The sequence below is a fragment of the Terriglobales bacterium genome (assembly GCA_035937135.1).
GTDB lineage: Bacteria > Acidobacteriota > Terriglobia > Terriglobales > Acidobacteriaceae > DASYVL01.
The window spans coordinates 1-15301 of record DASYVL010000057.1; the positions used below are offsets into that span (position 1 = coordinate 1).

At 64.7% G+C, this 15301-nt stretch carries 12 protein-coding genes and 1 tRNA gene; 9 read left to right on the forward strand and 4 right to left on the reverse strand.

The features are described from left to right. The first annotated feature begins 324 nt into the window (after window positions 1–324). Together VGQ94_03735 and VGQ94_03740 are read left to right on the forward strand one after the other, a co-directional pair. Window positions 325–2712: a glycoside hydrolase family 15 protein gene (locus VGQ94_03735; GenBank protein HEV2021619.1), complete on the forward strand. Its 2388-nt coding sequence runs from the start codon at window positions 325–327 to the stop codon at window positions 2710–2712. Between the two features lie 132 nt (window positions 2713–2844). Continuing rightward, on the forward strand, window positions 2845–3546 hold the full coding sequence (locus VGQ94_03740) for an ROK family protein (protein ID HEV2021620.1): 702 nt from the start codon (window positions 2845–2847) through the stop codon (window positions 3544–3546). A gap of 255 nt (window positions 3547–3801) precedes the next feature. Here the strand turns inward: VGQ94_03740 and VGQ94_03745 are convergent, their stop codons facing one another. Both VGQ94_03745 and VGQ94_03750 read right to left on the reverse strand, forming a co-directional pair. Further along, window positions 3802–4476, reverse strand: a complete 675-nt coding sequence (locus VGQ94_03745; GenBank protein ID HEV2021621.1) for a hypothetical protein — start codon at window positions 4474–4476, stop codon at window positions 3802–3804. A gap of 282 nt (window positions 4477–4758) precedes the next feature. After that, window positions 4759–4835: transfer RNA gene (locus VGQ94_03750), tRNA-Val, on the reverse strand. A 323-nt stretch (window positions 4836–5158) separates the two neighbouring features. Here VGQ94_03750 and VGQ94_03755 point away from each other — a divergent pair. The 3 genes from VGQ94_03755 to VGQ94_03765 are packed head-to-tail and all read left to right on the forward strand — an operon-like array spanning window position 5159 to window position 8132. Next, window positions 5159–6673 (forward strand): radical SAM protein, encoded by a 1515-nt coding sequence (locus VGQ94_03755; protein HEV2021622.1) that lies wholly within the window; start codon window positions 5159–5161, stop codon window positions 6671–6673. After that, window positions 6673–7515 carry a protein-disulfide reductase DsbD domain-containing protein gene (locus VGQ94_03760; GenBank protein HEV2021623.1) on the forward strand — a complete coding sequence of 281 codons (843 nt, stop codon included), beginning with the start codon at window positions 6673–6675 and terminating at the stop codon, window positions 7513–7515. Before VGQ94_03755 ends, VGQ94_03760 begins: the two co-directional genes overlap by 1 nt. Before the next feature lie 11 nt (window positions 7516–7526). Further along, window positions 7527–8132: a redoxin domain-containing protein gene (locus VGQ94_03765; protein HEV2021624.1), complete on the forward strand. Its 606-nt coding sequence runs from the start codon at window positions 7527–7529 to the stop codon at window positions 8130–8132. Window positions 8133–8354: 222 nt separating this feature from the next. Here VGQ94_03765 and VGQ94_03770 read toward each other — a convergent pair whose 3' ends face one another. After that, window positions 8355–8795: a hypothetical protein gene (locus VGQ94_03770; protein HEV2021625.1), complete on the reverse strand. Its 441-nt coding sequence runs from the start codon at window positions 8793–8795 to the stop codon at window positions 8355–8357. 287 nt (window positions 8796–9082) lie between these two features. On the opposite strand from VGQ94_03770, the gene VGQ94_03775 reads away from it, so the two are divergent. Next, a complete protein-coding gene (locus tag VGQ94_03775; GenBank protein HEV2021626.1) occupies window positions 9083–9730 on the forward strand; it encodes a DinB family protein in 648 nt (215 codons plus the stop codon). Between the two features lie 67 nt (window positions 9731–9797). On the opposite strand, the gene VGQ94_03780 is transcribed toward VGQ94_03775, so the two are convergent. After that, on the reverse strand, window positions 9798–10874 hold the full coding sequence (locus tag VGQ94_03780) for a hypothetical protein (GenBank protein ID HEV2021627.1): 1077 nt from the start codon (window positions 10872–10874) through the stop codon (window positions 9798–9800). A gap of 192 nt (window positions 10875–11066) precedes the next feature. On the opposite strand from VGQ94_03780, the gene VGQ94_03785 reads away from it, so the two are divergent. From VGQ94_03785 to VGQ94_03795, 3 genes are all read left to right on the forward strand, one after another. Further along, complete coding sequence (locus VGQ94_03785; protein HEV2021628.1) at window positions 11067–11795, forward strand: cytochrome c3 family protein; 729 nt, start codon at window positions 11067–11069, stop codon at window positions 11793–11795. 1 nt (window position 11796) lies between these two features. Beyond that, window positions 11797–14871, forward strand: coding sequence for a TAT-variant-translocated molybdopterin oxidoreductase (locus tag VGQ94_03790; GenBank protein HEV2021629.1), 3075 nt, complete (start codon window positions 11797–11799; stop codon window positions 14869–14871). Between the two features lie 7 nt (window positions 14872–14878). Then, window positions 14879–15301: hydrogenase (locus VGQ94_03795; GenBank protein HEV2021630.1), on the forward strand; the 423-nt coding region annotated here is incomplete at its 3' end.

Genomic DNA, 15301 nt, shown 5'->3' on the forward strand with positions numbered 1-15301 from the left:
CTGCAAGGCCCGATCTATTATCTGGCGGGTCCACCGGCCATGGTGACAGCACTAAGAAAGATGGTCACGGAAGCAGGGGTCGACGAGGATGACATCCGTACCGAGGAATTCTCCGGTTACTAGTCCGGCGGAAGCGGCAGGTTCCTCCCAGGCGCTGGACGCGCTCTGCATCAAGACGCTCCGCTTCCTGGCGGTCGAGCGGGCGCGTTCGGGACATCCCGGGCTAACTGCCGGCACAACGGGTGCGGCCGAGCGACGGCAAATTGCTGTGGTTCCTGGACGAGGCGGCTGCCGCCGGTATCCGTTTATGAAAGTGAGACGGGCATGAGCGATGGCTCCAAGGGATCTCTCGCATTCGGGGCACCGGGCATGCGCCCGCGCTGGACGTCCAGCACGAAGGACGGAGTGGGCACGGCTTACTCGGCTTCGAGCTGCGTGTGGTTCACGTTGTCCCACGGCATCTTGAACGAGATCTACTATCCCACCATCGACCACCCGCAGGTCCGCGACATGCAGTTCCTGGTCACGGATGGCCAGACCTTCTTTCACGAGGAACGCCGTCACCTGAAGACGGAGATCGAGGAGCTGGACCGCTGGTCGCTGGGATACCGGATCGTCAATAGCGACCCGCAAGGACGGTATCGCCTCATCAAGCAGGTCATCGCCGATCCCCATCAGCCGTGTGTGCTCATCCATGTACAGCTCGAAGGAGAGAAGGGACTGCTGGAGCGGCTCCACGTCTTCGCCCTCGTCGCGCCTCACCTGGAAGTCGGTGGCTGGGGCAATTCCATCCGGCGGGCCGAGGTCCTGGAGCGCCGCCTCCTGCTGGCGTGGAAGGGGCGGACCTGTCTGGCGATGGGCAGCGACGTGGGCTTTCTGAGGACTTCGTGCGGTTACGTCGGCGCCAGCGACGGCTGGCAGGACCTCCACGACAACATGCGGATGGACTGGGAGTTCGACCGGGCCGAACGGGGCAACGTCGCCGGCATGGGCGAGTTGGATCTCTCCGCGAAGAAGGAGTTCACGGTCGCACTTGCTTTCGGAGACGGCTCGCCCGCGGCCATTGCGACCCTGATGCAATCCTTGACGGTCCCTTTCGCCCAGCACCAGGAAAGGTTCACGGCGCAATGGCGCCGGGTCACGGAACGCGAGAACCTCGACCGCTTCACCAGCGACGGCGGAAAGCTTTATCGGACCAGCCACAAGCTGCTGCTCGCGCACGAAGACAAGACGTATGCGGGCGCGCTGATCGCCTCGGCCAGCATCCCCTGGGGCGACCGCAAGGGAGACGAGGATCTCGGCGGCTATCACCTGGTCTGGACCCGCGATGCGGTGCAGTCAGCGACGGCGCTTTTGGCCATCGGCCACACGGAGACTCCTCGTCGCGCCCTGGTCTACCTGGCGTGCCTGCAGCCTCCTGACGGCAGCTTCCCGCAGAACTTCTGGATCGATGGCACTCCCTACTGGCTTGGCATCCAGCTCGACGAGGTGGCCTTTCCGGTCATGCTGGCATGGCGGCTGTGGAAAGCGGATGGACTGGCTGGCTTCGATCCTTACCCCATGGTCCAGGCGGCAGCGGGGTTCCTGGTCCGGCACAGCCCGGTCACCCAGCAGGACCGTTGGGAAGAGAACAGCGGCTATTCGCCCTCGACCCTCGCTGCCATCATCGCCGCGCTCATTTGTGCTGCCGACTTTGCGCGCTCACGGCAACAGGAGAGCACGGCGACCTTCCTGGAACAGTATGCCGACTTCCTGGAAGCCCACGTCGAGCAGTGGACGGTCACCACCGAAGGGAGCCTCGTCCCGGGCATCTCGCGCCACTACATTCGCATTCATCCGTCCGTGTGCGACGGCGGCGTCCCAGACGAAGATCCCAATGCGGGCCAACTGCTCATTCCCAATCGTCCGCCGGGAACTCAGTCCAGCTTCGCCGCTAAAGATATCGTTGATGCCGGATTCCTGGAACTGGTCCGCTATGGCATCCGCAAGCCCGGAGATGTCCTGATCGAAGACTCGCTGCGGGTTGTGGATGCCGTGCTGAAGGTCGATACGCCCTTCGGGCCGTGCTGGCGACGCTATAACCACGACAGCTATGGCCAGCGTCCTGACGGTGGACCCTTCGAGGGTTGGGGCCAGGGGCGGGCCTGGTCGCTTCTGACCGGCGAGCGCGGCCATTACGAGTTGGCTGCAGGTCGTGATCCGAAGCCTTATACCGCAGCTTTGGAACTCTTCGCATCCGCCGGCGGCATGCTTCCCGAACAAGTCTGGGATGAGGCCGACCGGCCCCACTGCCGGCTGTATCTGGGACGGCCGGCCGGTTCCGCCATGCCGTTGATGTGGGCCCACGCGGAATACGTGAAGCTGCTGCGCTCGGTGGCCGATGGACGGACCTTCGATCTTATCGAACCTGTGGCGGCGCGCTATCTTCGCAAGCGCTCGCTGACGGCATGGCAAGTGTGGAAGCCGGACCGGCGCGTGCCCGTCGTCACCGCCGGCAGCACGCTGAGGGTGCTGGCATTCTCGCCGTTCCGTCTGCATTGGTCGAGCGACGGCTGGCAGACCGTCAACGACACCGCTTCCACCGACACTGCACCGGGGTCGTTTGTCGATATCGCGGTCCCGCTAGGCCCGCTTGCCCCTGTTAGCTTCACCTTCTATTGGACCGCGGAGGCTCGCTGGGAAGAGCGAGATTACAGCGTCGAAGCGGTGTGACGCGGTTGACCGGCCACCTGTGGATTCGGCGCTACCGGAGACTTAAGCGTGAGGCAGCACGAGTCAAAGCGGGCGACTGAGCCGGCGCGACCGCGCCGACAACGTTGGAGCCAGTACGCAATGATGGATCGCATGAAGGTTCTGGTGATCGATGTCGGAGGCACTCACGTGAAGGTGCATCGCCCGGGGCACAAGGAGCCTGTCAAGATCCCCTCCGGGCCGACGATGACTGCGAAACAGATGGTCGCGGACGTGAAGAAGGTCGCAGCTGGATGGAAGTATTCCGCAGTGTCGATCGGTTATCCGGGCGCGGTCGTTCACGGACGACCTGTCAGCGAACCCTACCATCTTGGGCGCGGTTGGGTCGGCTTCGATTTCACCCGAGCATTCGGCCGTCCCGTCAAGGTGGTCAACGACGCAGCCATGCAAGCACTGGGGAGTTACGAGGGAGGGCGCATGCTCTTCCTGGGCTTGGGCACCGGGCTGGGTTCGGCACTGATCGTTGATGGAGTCCTCCAACCCATGGAACTGGCGCACCTGCCTTACCGAAAGGGACGAACCTTTGAGGACTATGTAGGTTTGGCGGGCCTAAAGCGCCTGGGAAGGAAGAAGTGGCGTCGCTGTATGGCTGACGTCGTGAAGCGGTTGCAGGCAGCAGTGCAGGCTGACTACGTCGTGCTGGGCGGAGGCAATGTGAGGTTGCTCAAAACACTTCCAGCCAAGGCTTGTTTGGGCGACAACTCCAACGCGTTCCTCGGTGGATCTCGACTCTGGAAGAAACCGAGCAGCAGTGGCCGCAGACATCTCGGTCCATGCGACAAGCACCCGTCTTAGTCGATGAAAGTGGAGGCACGTGGGGACTCGAACCCCAGACCTCTACCGTGTCAAGGTTAGTAGAACCAGTACTTCGAACAACTTAGAAGCTGCAGCGGGGCGGCTAAGTACGTGTAAGTACGTGCAAGCCGGGCCAATCACGGGTGGAGATCGCGGGTGGAGAAGTGCGGCGGCGCTCCAACTTGGAACCGGCTTACGACGCCCAGGTTCCCTGCTCTTTCGCTAATAATCAAGGTGGGGGGCACGCAGCTATGCCTATCGCCCCGCAGTTGCACCCGGCGACTGTTCGGGAACGAACGCGGTGCGGGCTAGTGAATCCCACTTCCAGATTGCAAATAATCCCGCCATGACCGCGACCAGCAGATACAGGGCGACACCGGGGTCAATTCGAATACCTTGCATGAACGCCTGTAAGAGCCTCGCGAATGGGTTGTTGCCCATCTCCGGTTTCTTCATTTCTTTGTCCATACTCTGTTGAATCGCATTGCTGAACAGAAATACCGAGAGCAACGCGACTGTACTGGTCACGGCTCCTACCGCGCTAACGAACCCGAGTATCCGCTGCATAGGACGTACACACAGGGCCATGATGGCACCCAATAACGCCGCATAGGTCATGGCAATCTCTAGCGGGATGAACGGAGCCAGCATGATACCCAGCGGCCCACTGGGTATTTTCTTGGGAGATGTGGAGGACGCTGTTTGATGGACTTCTGACCAGACCCGCTTCGCTCCCTTCGCCACGTCGATGAATGATGGTTTGCCCTTCTTACTGCCGCCGGACAGTCGGGACACTACATCCAGCGCCGACCACTGCACTTTGCCGAATATCGGAACATTGATTTCGATGACGGGCAAGAAGAGCGTCAGAACACCGACCACAACAACCCCGATTGCGAGTTGCATACGTGTCTTGCCAATGGTTTTCATTGGTTCTCTTTGTGCGATTGCTTGGGTTTGCCCTGACCCGGAGAGCGTCAGGTCCACACTTCGGCGTCTCTCGCGTGTAACGCTCTCAGCAAGGGCCGGGGAGCCAGGGCGGCCGCGCATCTTCTGGTGGGATGCGCAGGTTAGAGAATGCCCGCTTCCATGGCGGCGCGAATGTTCTTCTTGAACCTCCACCTCTCGGAAGGCTTCCACGAGTGAGGGTGACGTAGCCCGGCCTGCCACCGTTCCGCTTCGGACAGGGCTCCTAAGTTATTGGAAGAAGGATGGTAGGCACGTGGGGACTCGAACCCCAGACCTCTACCGTGTCAAGGTAGCGCTCTAACCAGCTGAGCTACGCGCCTACGTTGCACTATTTTACTCTTCCGGCGGAAGCGAGCCAAAGGCGCGCGGGCCTTAAGATTCGAGTCCCCGACCCACCCGCGCTACCCCTCCTCAGGTTGTCCTAGGGCATCCACCCAAGTAGAATGGGGTTCGCGGCATACGCGCCATAGCTCAGTTGGTTACAGTGCCCCGATTGCGTCGGGGAGGTCTGCGGTTCGAGTCCCCGCGTGCCCACCATCTCTGTATAATCTCGGGACAGGTTCCACTCGGTAGGCGGCCCTCAAGTCATAGACGGTTTTGTACGCTCGCCGGCAGGGCCGGCGCAGGAAGGGTAGGTTTCCGGGTGAAGGTCCATCTGATCAATCCCAGCGACGTGGCGTTCGGCACGGCGGTCATCACGCCGCGCTGGCTGTACGTCCTGGCCGGCGCCACGCCCAGGAGCTATGGCGATCCCGTCCTGGTGGATGAGACGCTCAGCCCTCTGGATCCGGCCAGCATCGAGCCGGGAGACGTGGTGGGCATCAGCATCCACACCGCCAACGCGCTGCGCGGATACGCCATCGGCAAAATAGCGCGCGAGCGCGGAGCGTACGTTGTGTTCGGCGGCATCCACGCCACCCTCTATCCCGAGGAATCGCATGAGCTGGGCGCCGCGCACTCGGTGGTGAAGGGCGACGGCGACCTGGTGTGGTCCACCGCGGTGGCCGACTGCTGCAAAGGCACCCCGCAGCGGGTTTACCAGGGTGGCCAGATTGACGCCTCCGATTTCGTGCCCGCCCGCTGGGACTTGGTGCCCCGCAGTCAATACATGTGGGCTTCAGTGCAGACGGTGCGCGGCTGTCCCAAGCATTGCTCGTTCTGCTCGGTATGGCGCACCGACGGCCAAAAGCCCCGGCAACGCTCCTGGGACGCGGTGGTGGGGGAGATCGTCGAGCTGCGGCGGATGGGATTCCGCTTTATCGCGCTGGCCGACGACAACTTCTATCCCGTCACTCTCACCGACCTGAAGCTGGCTAAGCAGCAGAACAACACGGCGCGGCTCAGCGAACTCGAAGCCACGCGGGCCGATCGCTTTGAACTCATGTCCCGCCTGGCGCAGCTTCCCTCCGACATGGTTTTCTTCACTCAGATCACCATGGAAGCCGCCGAAGACCCGGCCTTTCTGGATGCCATGCGCGAGGCGCACATCAAGGGAGCCCTGGTGGGAGTGGAATCGGTGACTCCCGAGGGATTGAAGGACGTCTACAAGGAATTCAACGCCGCCGGAGACGATCTGGTGGAGCGCCTGCTGACCTTCCGTCGCCACGGGGTGTTCGTGCTCGGCTCCTTTATCTTCGGCCTGCCCAGCGACCGCCCGTCGACCTTCGACGCCACCGCCGCCGTCGCGCAACGCGCGGGCGTCGCTTTCGCGCAGTTCATTATGTTGACCCCCTTCCCCGGAACCGTGGATTTCGCCAAGTGGGAAAAAACCATGGAGGCCAATCCCGTCAAGATCGGGGATATCCCGCTCACCCGCCGCTGGCTGATTCCGCCCGCCCTCCGGCCCAAGCTCTACTGGCCGCACCCGGCCATGGCCGGCGAGGAGATCCGCGACCGGACGCAGGCCGTCTGGGACACTTTTTACAGCCTGAAATCCATCTGGCAGCGCTCGACCTTCATTCACTCCTGGCGCGGCCGCTTGGCGTTTATCCTGATCTCCAAGGTGTACCGCCAGATGTATGCCGATACGGGAGTGGCCACGGACAGCGCCCGTGTGGCCCGCTCGGCGCGCTGGGCGCGCTTGCTGGCCAGGCCCTGCCATCGCCTGTTTTCGGGGCCACCCATGCCCGACCTCCAAATGCCTGGAGTTCCTGTCTGATGTTGCGGTGCGTCGCTTCCCTGTTTCTGGCATTCGCCGCACTCGCCGGCATTCCCGTCCACGCTCAGCTCCCCACCGCTCCCGTGATCCATGTTTCCCTGCTGGCAGAGTCGCAGTCCATCGCCCCCGGCCAGCAGTTCTGGGTGGGCGTGCGCTTCCAGATGGAAAAAGGTTGGCACATCTATTGGATCAATCCCGGAGACTCGGGCGAGCCGCCGCGCGTCCAGTGGCGTCTGCCCGCGGGATTCCAGGCCGGCGACTTCCAGTGGCCTCATCCCGAGCGGCTGGTAACCAAGTATTCGACCGACTACGGATACGCCGACCAGATGCTGCTGCTGGCGCCCATCCGCCCGCCCGCCGAGCTCGCGCCCGGCGGCAAGGCGGAGCTTGCCGGAACGGTGAAGTGGGTGGTGTGCCGCGAGGTCTGCATCCCGGGGAAGACAGAGGTCGCGCTTTCCCTGCCCGTGAAGCGCAGCGCGTCGCCACAGCCGAACAAATTATTCGACGACGCCCGCACGCGCATCCCGCAGCCGGCGCCGTCCCGCTGGCGCGCCCGGGCGAGGGCGGAGAAGAACGAGTTCGTGCTTTCCATCGAGACCGGGCAGCCCATCGCGCAGGCTGAGTTCTTCCCGCTCCAGCCGCAACAGATCGAGAATGCCGCGCCCCAGCCGGCGAGCGCGCTTCCCCGAGGCGTACGCCTGCGGCTGAAGAAGTCCGAGCAACTCCTGAAGCCCATCGCAAATCTCAAAGGTGTTATCGTGCTTCCCTCGGGAAAGGCGTACGTGATGGACGCGCCGGTGACCGGAGCCGGAGCCAGGGATTCGAAAGCCAACAAAGGTTGAGGAGGACCGAGATGAAACGACCGAAGTGGACACTCGCAGTGATCGCCATCCTGCTGGCCCTGCCCTTGATGGGCGCCCGGGTGGGAGAGGTGGCCCCGAATTTCGTCGGCACCGACAGCAACGGCAAGACCCACAAACTTTCCGACTATAGCGGCAAGGTGGTGGTGCTGGAGTGGCACAACCAGGGCTGCCCCTACACCAAGAAGCACTACGAGAGCGGCAACATGCAGAAGTTGCAGAAGGAGTGGACCGCCAAGGGCGTCATCTGGCTCACCGTGATCTCCTCCGCGCCCGGCGAGCAGGGATACGTCACCGCGGCGCAGGAGAACGCGTACCTGAAGAAGATGAACTCCACCCCGACCGCGGTGTTGCTCGATCCCACCGGCGTGATCGGTCACCAATACGAGGCCAAGACCACGCCGCACATGTACGTCATCAACCCCAAGGGCCTGCTGGTGTACGAGGGCGCGATCGACGACAAGCCTACCTCCGACCAGGGGGACATCGCCGGCGCCACTAACTGGGTACAGGCGGCCTTGCAGCAGACCACCGCCGGCAAGCCGGTGAGCACGCAGGTCACGCGTCCCTACGGCTGCTCGGTGAAATACGCGAAGTAGTCGCGGCGAGTTACTGGCAGGGCTGGGAACAGGACTGCTTCGCAGGATCCACGGGTGGATCCTGCGCGGGCCTCGCCGCCGCCGCGGGTCGCGGCGCGGGTGGTTGCGGAGTTTCCCCGGCGGCGGCTACGCCGCCGCGTGTGTCTCGGTGCCAGGGCGCCTTGTGTCGCAGGATGTTGGCGAAGCTGCGACTGGGATTTAGGGCAGAACGGGCCAGCGCCCTCAAGCTGCGGCTCCGGTTTTTTGCTCCAGGCTGCGGATGACGTACTTGTCCAGAAAGTCTTCGGTCAGCATCCAGCCCAGCCCGACCACCGGCGTAATCACCAGGTCCACCGCTCCCTTGGTGCCCTTCTTTTGGCCCGAGTTCCCGATGGAGGCATCGCTGAGGGGCCCCAGTTCATACTGCGCGCTGTAGGCGGCGGACCAGGCGGTCGCCCTCATGCGGCTCTTCCAGTATTCCGGGGAGCGCCCAAACTCCAGGCTCATCCCCCTGGGATCGTTTTGGATCTGGATATAGCCCGCGACGGCTCCCTGCATCGGGTGGCCGACGTAGTTTCCAAGGAAGGGGTCGCGGTCGCCCCATCCCGACATCCCGGAGACGGAATCGAACCAGTCCTGGAAAAACGGCCCAGCCAGTCTCTTGCGGGTGTAGAGCTGCCTCATGCGAAACCCGTGCTCCACCCCGAGAAAGAGTAACGACTGGCGCAGCGCCGGCGCCCAATGGAACTTCTGCGACGAGGGCTCCCCGGCCGCGCTACCGGGGGAGCGACGGCGCCGAAGCCGGGCTTGGAGAAAGAAGCCGCCGCCGCAGGAGGATCGCCGCCCGGGGGAGCGGCCTCGCGCAGCGCCGAGGGAGCATCGGGAGGCGGAGACTGCTGGCTCCAGGCCATGGCGCCTTTGCCATTCTCGTCCGCAAAGCGTAAAGTTTCCGGCACTCCCGGAGGAGACCCGTGAAGAAGACTTCCCCTTTGATACTGACGAAACTGACGCTACTGGCGCTGTTGGCCCTGCTGGTCGCGGCGCCGCTCCTGGCCCAGTGCGGAGCGCCGACGCAGGCGGCGCCGCCGGCTGCGATGGAAGCGGCCAAATCCGGCTTCCGCGCCGACTTCCTCAAGCAGTGGGACACCCTGGAGACAAAGTTCGTCGGGTTGGCCGAGGCCATCCCGCAGGAGAAGTACACCTGGCGGCCCACTCCCGAGGTGCGCTCGGTGAGCGAGGTCTTCCTGCACGTGGCCTTGGGAAACTACTCCTACCTGGACGCGATTGGAGTCCCGCTGCCGGCCGGCATGGACCGCAAGACCTACGAGAAGTCCACCACCGACCGCGCCAAGATCGTGGAGCAGTTGAAGCTGTCGTTCGGCCTGGTGCGGGAGACGGTGCTCAAGACCTCCGACGCCGACCTGGAAAAGCCGGCCAAGCTCTACGGCCAGCCCAGCACGGTGCGCGAAGTGCTGTTCGCCCTGGTCACCCACACGCCGGAGCACCTGGGGCAGATGATCGTGTATGGGCGCGAGTGCGGCGTGGTGCCGCCCTGGACCGCGGAGCGCCAGGCGCGCCAGAAGCAGCAGCAACCGCCGCCAAAGAAGTCCGAGCCCTGAGAAGCGAGCTTCGAGTCTCAAGCGACCGCAGCCGATCCGGCCGTGCCCCGTGCACGGCCGTTTTTCTTTATGCGGAAACGGGCGCGGCCGTGGGTGGCGCGGGCGGCGCCAGCATCGCGCCCAGCCTCGCATAGCGCGAGCCGAAGAAGTGCAGCGTGTAGGACTGGAAGAAGACCACCGAGGGCACCGAAACCAGCGTCATCATCCAGAAAAGGCCGAAGAGGCCCGTCGCTCCCACCAACACGGCAAGAATGATGGTGAAGGGGTTCCACGTGAGCCCCAGCGCCACCACCAGGGCGGCGACTACGATGCCGAGAATCGCCAGCGGGATCAGGGCGAAAATCAACGCGAACAAACCCAGGATCCCGAAGACGATGCCGCTCACGATGGCCAGCACGATCTTCATGCCGATATAGCCGGCGTAGGAACCTTTCTCCGACTTGAGCATGGGAAGCAGACGGCGCCAGGCCTCCATGGCGCTGAGGTCCTCGAGCGCCATCAGCGGGACGACGAAGTCCTTGTTGAAGACGCCGACCAGCACGGCCGCAATCAACAGCGCGCCCCCCACGAACAGCATCAGGAGTCCTCCCACGAGGAACGCGCCCCAGTGCTCGCCGCTGTCCTTAAACATCCCGGTGCGCCAGGCGTAGAGCAGGGGCAAGCCAATCACCATCCCCAAGAGTGTCAGCATCACGGCGGAAAAGCCGATCTGCCACAGGAAAAAACGTCCGCCGCGGTCCTGCCAGCGCCGCCAGCCTTCGCGGATGCGCACCCGTTCCGTCAGGACGGAATCGAAGAGGATGAAGCGGAAGACGCTGGAGACGTAGATGAAGACCACTCCCAGCGCCAGCCCGAGCGCTATCGCCGCCACGATCACGCCCAGGTAGTCGTGCCACCCCATCCAGGGTGGAGCAGCCAGCAGGAAGAGATCCTTGCCCTTGCCGGCGCGTCCCGGGACGTGCCAATTGCCGCTGTTGCCCCAGTTGCCTCCGCTGCTCATCTCGCCCGCCAGCAGCGCGGTGAGCGCCAGACGCCACCAGTGGGAAAAGCGGAAAGGCCGGAAGAGTTGCTGCTTGGCGCGCTCGAAGGCCGGAGTCATGGCCTGGACGGCGGTAATGGACCCGAGAGTGGGAGCAGCGGCCATGCAAGAACCGCGGAAGCGGGAGTCGAGGCAACGGTAGCGCCGCGGTCCACAGACGTCAATTGAATTCCTTTCCGCGCGGGCGGCTGTATAATCCCGTCTTCCCGAATGAGCACGGCGGCAGTAGTGCAGCCGCATCCAAAAAAGCAGGACTAGCCGGACGCGCGCGTCGCGTCTGTTTCGTGCAAAGGCTCGATGGCGCAGATCTTTCACCGCAGCACCAACACCATCTCCCGGCTGAGCATCTACGGAGCCGTGTTCGTGCTGGCGGGACTGGCTTGGACCGCCGCCGAGGTGCAACGCTCTCCCTACGTCACCACCCAGGGCGTGGCCCCGGAGCAGCCGGTTCCCTTCAGCCATCAGCACCACGTCGCCGGCATCGGCATCGATTGCCGCTACTGCCACACCTCGGTCGAGACCTCCAGCTTCGCCGGCCTGCCCCCCACCAAGACCTGCATGAACTGCCATTCGCAGATCTGGAATGACAGTCCCATGCTGGAGCCGGTGCGCGCCAGCTTGCGCAACGACCGCTCGCTGGTGTGGACGCGGGTGCACGACCTGCCCGACTTCGTCTATTTCAACCACAGCATCCACGTGGCCAAGGGAGTGGGCTGCGCCACCTGCCACGGCCCCGTGGACCAGATGCCGCTGATGTACCAGGCGCAGTCGCTACAGATGGAGTGGTGCCTGGAGTGCCACCGCGCGCCGGAGAAGTTCCTGCGACCGCGCGAGCAGGTTTTCAACATGGCCTATCAGCCCCCCGACGAGGAACACCCGCTGACCATCGAGGGCAAGCTGATGGTGCCGGGACAACCGGCCGAGCAAGGGTTCACCAGCCAGATGGAGCTGGGGCGTGCGCTGGCCAAGAAGTATCACTTGCGCCGGGTCGAGGGGCTCACCAGTTGCTCGACCTGCCATCGCTGAGGTGCGAAAGCTGAGCGAGAAGAACAAGAACGCGAGCGCGAAGTCCGGGAAGAAGTGCCGGCCCACGCCAGCGCCGCCGCCGGAGCCGCGGCTGGACCTCGAAGAGATCCGGCGCAAGCTGGCTTCCTCCACCGGCCCGCGCTACTGGCGCAGCCTGGAAGAACTTGCCCGCACCCCCGGCTTTGAAGACATGCTGGAGCGCGAGTTTCCGCGCCAGGCCAGCGAGTGGCGCGACCCGGTCTCGCGCCGCAACTTCCTGCAACTGATGGGAGCCTCGCTGGCGCTCGCCGGCCTCTCCGCCTGCACCAAGCAGCCGCCCGAGAGCATCGTTCCCTACGTGCGCGCGCCCGAGGAGATCGTCCCCGGCAATCCCCTGCTCTACGCCACCGCCATGACCCTGGGCGGCGCGGCCACGCCGCTGCTGGTGGAGAGCAACATGGGCCGTCCCACTAAGGTCGAGGGCAATCCCGAGCATCCCGCCAGCCTGGGCGCGACGGACATCTACGCGCAGGCCTCCGTGCTCACGCTCTACGACCCCGACCGCTCGCAGACGCTGCTCTACCTGGGCGAGGTGCGGCCCTGGGGCGCCTTCCTGGGCGGACTGCGCAACTCCATCGTGGCCCAGCGCTCGCTCCTGGGCGCGGGGCTGCGCTTCCTCACCGAGACCGTGGTCTCGCCGTCGCTGGGCGACCAGTTGCGCCGCATCCTGCGCCAGTATCCCCAGGCCAAGTGGCACCAGTACGACCCTATCAACCGCGACAACGCGCATTCCGGCTCGAAGCTAGCCTTCGGCGAGGTGGTGGACGCGCACTACCGGCTGGATCAGGCCGACGTCATCGTCTCGCTCGATGCCGACTTCCTCTCCAGCGGCTATCCCGGATTCGTGCGTTACGCGCGCGACTTCGCCAGCCGGCGCAAGCTCGAAGGCGGCAAGAGTGAGATGAGCCGGATGTACGTGGTCGAAAGCACGCCCTCGAACACCGGGGCCAAAGCCGACCACCGCATGGCGCTGCGCGCGGCAGAGGTTGAGGATTTCGCGCGCTGGCTGGCGGGGACGCTCGGCATCGGCGACCTGGGCATCGCCGGCTCGCCCACGAACGCCTACTACAAATGGATCGTGGCGGTGGCGCGCGACCTCCAGGCGCACCGCGGCTCGAGTGTGGTGATTGCCGGCGACGGGCAATCGCCCGCCGTCCATGCCCTGGCCCACGCCATGAACCAGGCGCTGGGCAACGTGGGCAAGACCGTCGTCTATGCCGAGCCGGTCGAAGCCAACCCGGTGGACCAGACCGATTCGCTGCGCGACCTGGTGCAGGACCTAACCGCCGGCAAGGTGGACCTGCTGGTCATCCTGGGCGGGAATCCGGTGTACAACGCGCCCGCCGACCTGAACTTCGCCGCCAACATCTCGCGCGCCGGGCTGCGCGTCCGCCTGGGACTGTACGAGGACGAGACCTCGGCGCTCTGCCAGTGGCACGTCCCGGAGGCCCACTACCTCGAATCCTGGGGCGACACGCGCGCCTACGACGGCACGGTCAGCATCCAGCAGCCGCTGATCGCGCCGCTTTACGGCGGCAAGAGCCCGCATGAGATCCTGGGCGCCTTCACCGACGAGCCCGAGCGCAGCGCTTACAACACCGTTCGCGAGTACTGGACGCAGCAGCGCGGCGGCTCGGACTTCGAGCAGAACTGGCGGCGCTGGGTGCACGACGGCTTCATCCCCGCGACCGCCTTCCAGCCCAAAGCAGTCTCTGTCAGCGCGCTCAACCTGCCGGCTGCGGCTCCGCCGAAGCCGGGCGAGCTGGAAGTTGTCTTCCGCGCCGATCCCACCATCTATGACGGTCGCTTCGCCAACAACGGCTGGCTGCAGGAGCTGCCCAAACCGCACTCCACCATCACCTGGGACAACGCCGCCCTCATCAGCCCCAAGACCGCAGCGGAGCGGCTAGGGCCTCAAACCAACAGTCAGGACGTGGTTGAGATCGTCTACCGCGACCGCCGGGTGAAGGCGCCGCTGTGGATCACACCCGGGCACGCCGACGATTCCGTGACCGTCTACCTGGGGTACGGACGCACACGCGCCGGACGCGCCGGCACCGGCGCCGGCTTCAGCGCCTACGCCCTGCGCACCTCGACCGCGCCCTGGTCCGTACGCGGCGTCCGGATGAATCGCACCGGTGAACAATATGAACTGGCCGTCACCCAGGGACACAACAACATGGAAGGGCGCGACCTGGTGCGCTCCGCCGAGCTGGAGGACTACCGCAAAGACCCGCAGTTCGCCCGCCACGATGAGCCGGAGTCCGGGCTCACCCTCTACCAGCCTTACGAGTACAAGGACCATGCCTGGGGCATGGCCATCGACCTGAACTCCTGCGTGGGCTGCAACGCCTGCGTGGTGGCCTGCCAGGCGGAGAACAACATCCCCGTGGTGGGCAAGTTCGAGGTGCAGCGCGGCCGCGAGATGCAGTGGATCCGCATCGACCGCTATTACGAGGGCGACTGGGCGAATCCCCGCATCCACTTCCAGCCCGTCCCCTGCATGCAGTGCGAGAACGCGCCCTGCGAGCCGGTGTGCCCGGTGGGGGCGACGGTGCACAGCGCCGAAGGCCTGAACGACATGGTCTACAACCGCTGCGTGGGCACGCGCTACTGCTCCAACAACTGCCCTTATAAGGTGCGGCGCTTCAACTTCCTGCTCTACTCGGACTACGAGACCGAAAGCCTCAAGCTGCTGCGCAATCCCGAGGTCACGGTGCGCAGCCGCGGCGTGATGGAGAAGTGCACCTACTGCGTGCAGCGCATCAACCGCGGCCGCATCGAGGCGGAAAAGCAGGACCGCAAGGTCGCGGACGGCGAGGTGCTGACCGCGTGCCAGCAAGCCTGCCCCGCCGGCGCCATCATCTTCGGCGACATCAACGATTCGAAAAGCCGCGTGGCGCAGCTCAAGGCCGAGCCGCGTAACTACGCCCTGCTGGCGGAGCTCAACACCCGCCCGCGCACCACCTATCTGGCCGAGGTCCGCAATCCCAACCCGGAGCTGGAACCTCCGGCGGCGAAGGAGAAGAAGCACTGATATAAGGATGAAAAGCCCAGACTCCAGGGACGCGCTGCGGCCGGGCGAGAGGCCCCGGCCTCCGGTGATCGCTCCGGGCCACACCTTCGGCTCGGTCACGGACCACATCAGCGCCATCGTGCTGCAGCGCCCGGTCACCCACACATGGCTGGCGGCCACGGCCCTGGCCTTCGCCGTGGCCATGATGTTGCTCTACGCCCTAGGATACCTGGTGGTGAAGGGCATCGGCATCTGGGGCGAGAACGAGCCCATCGGCTGGGCTTTCGACATCACCAACTTCGTCTGGTGGATCGGCATCGGACACGCCGGCACGCTCATCTCCGCCATCCTGCTGCTGCTGCGGCAGAAGTGGCGCACCTCCATCAACCGCTTCGCCGAGGCCATGACGCTGTTCGCCGTGGCCTGCGCCGGAGTCTTCCCCGCGGTCCAC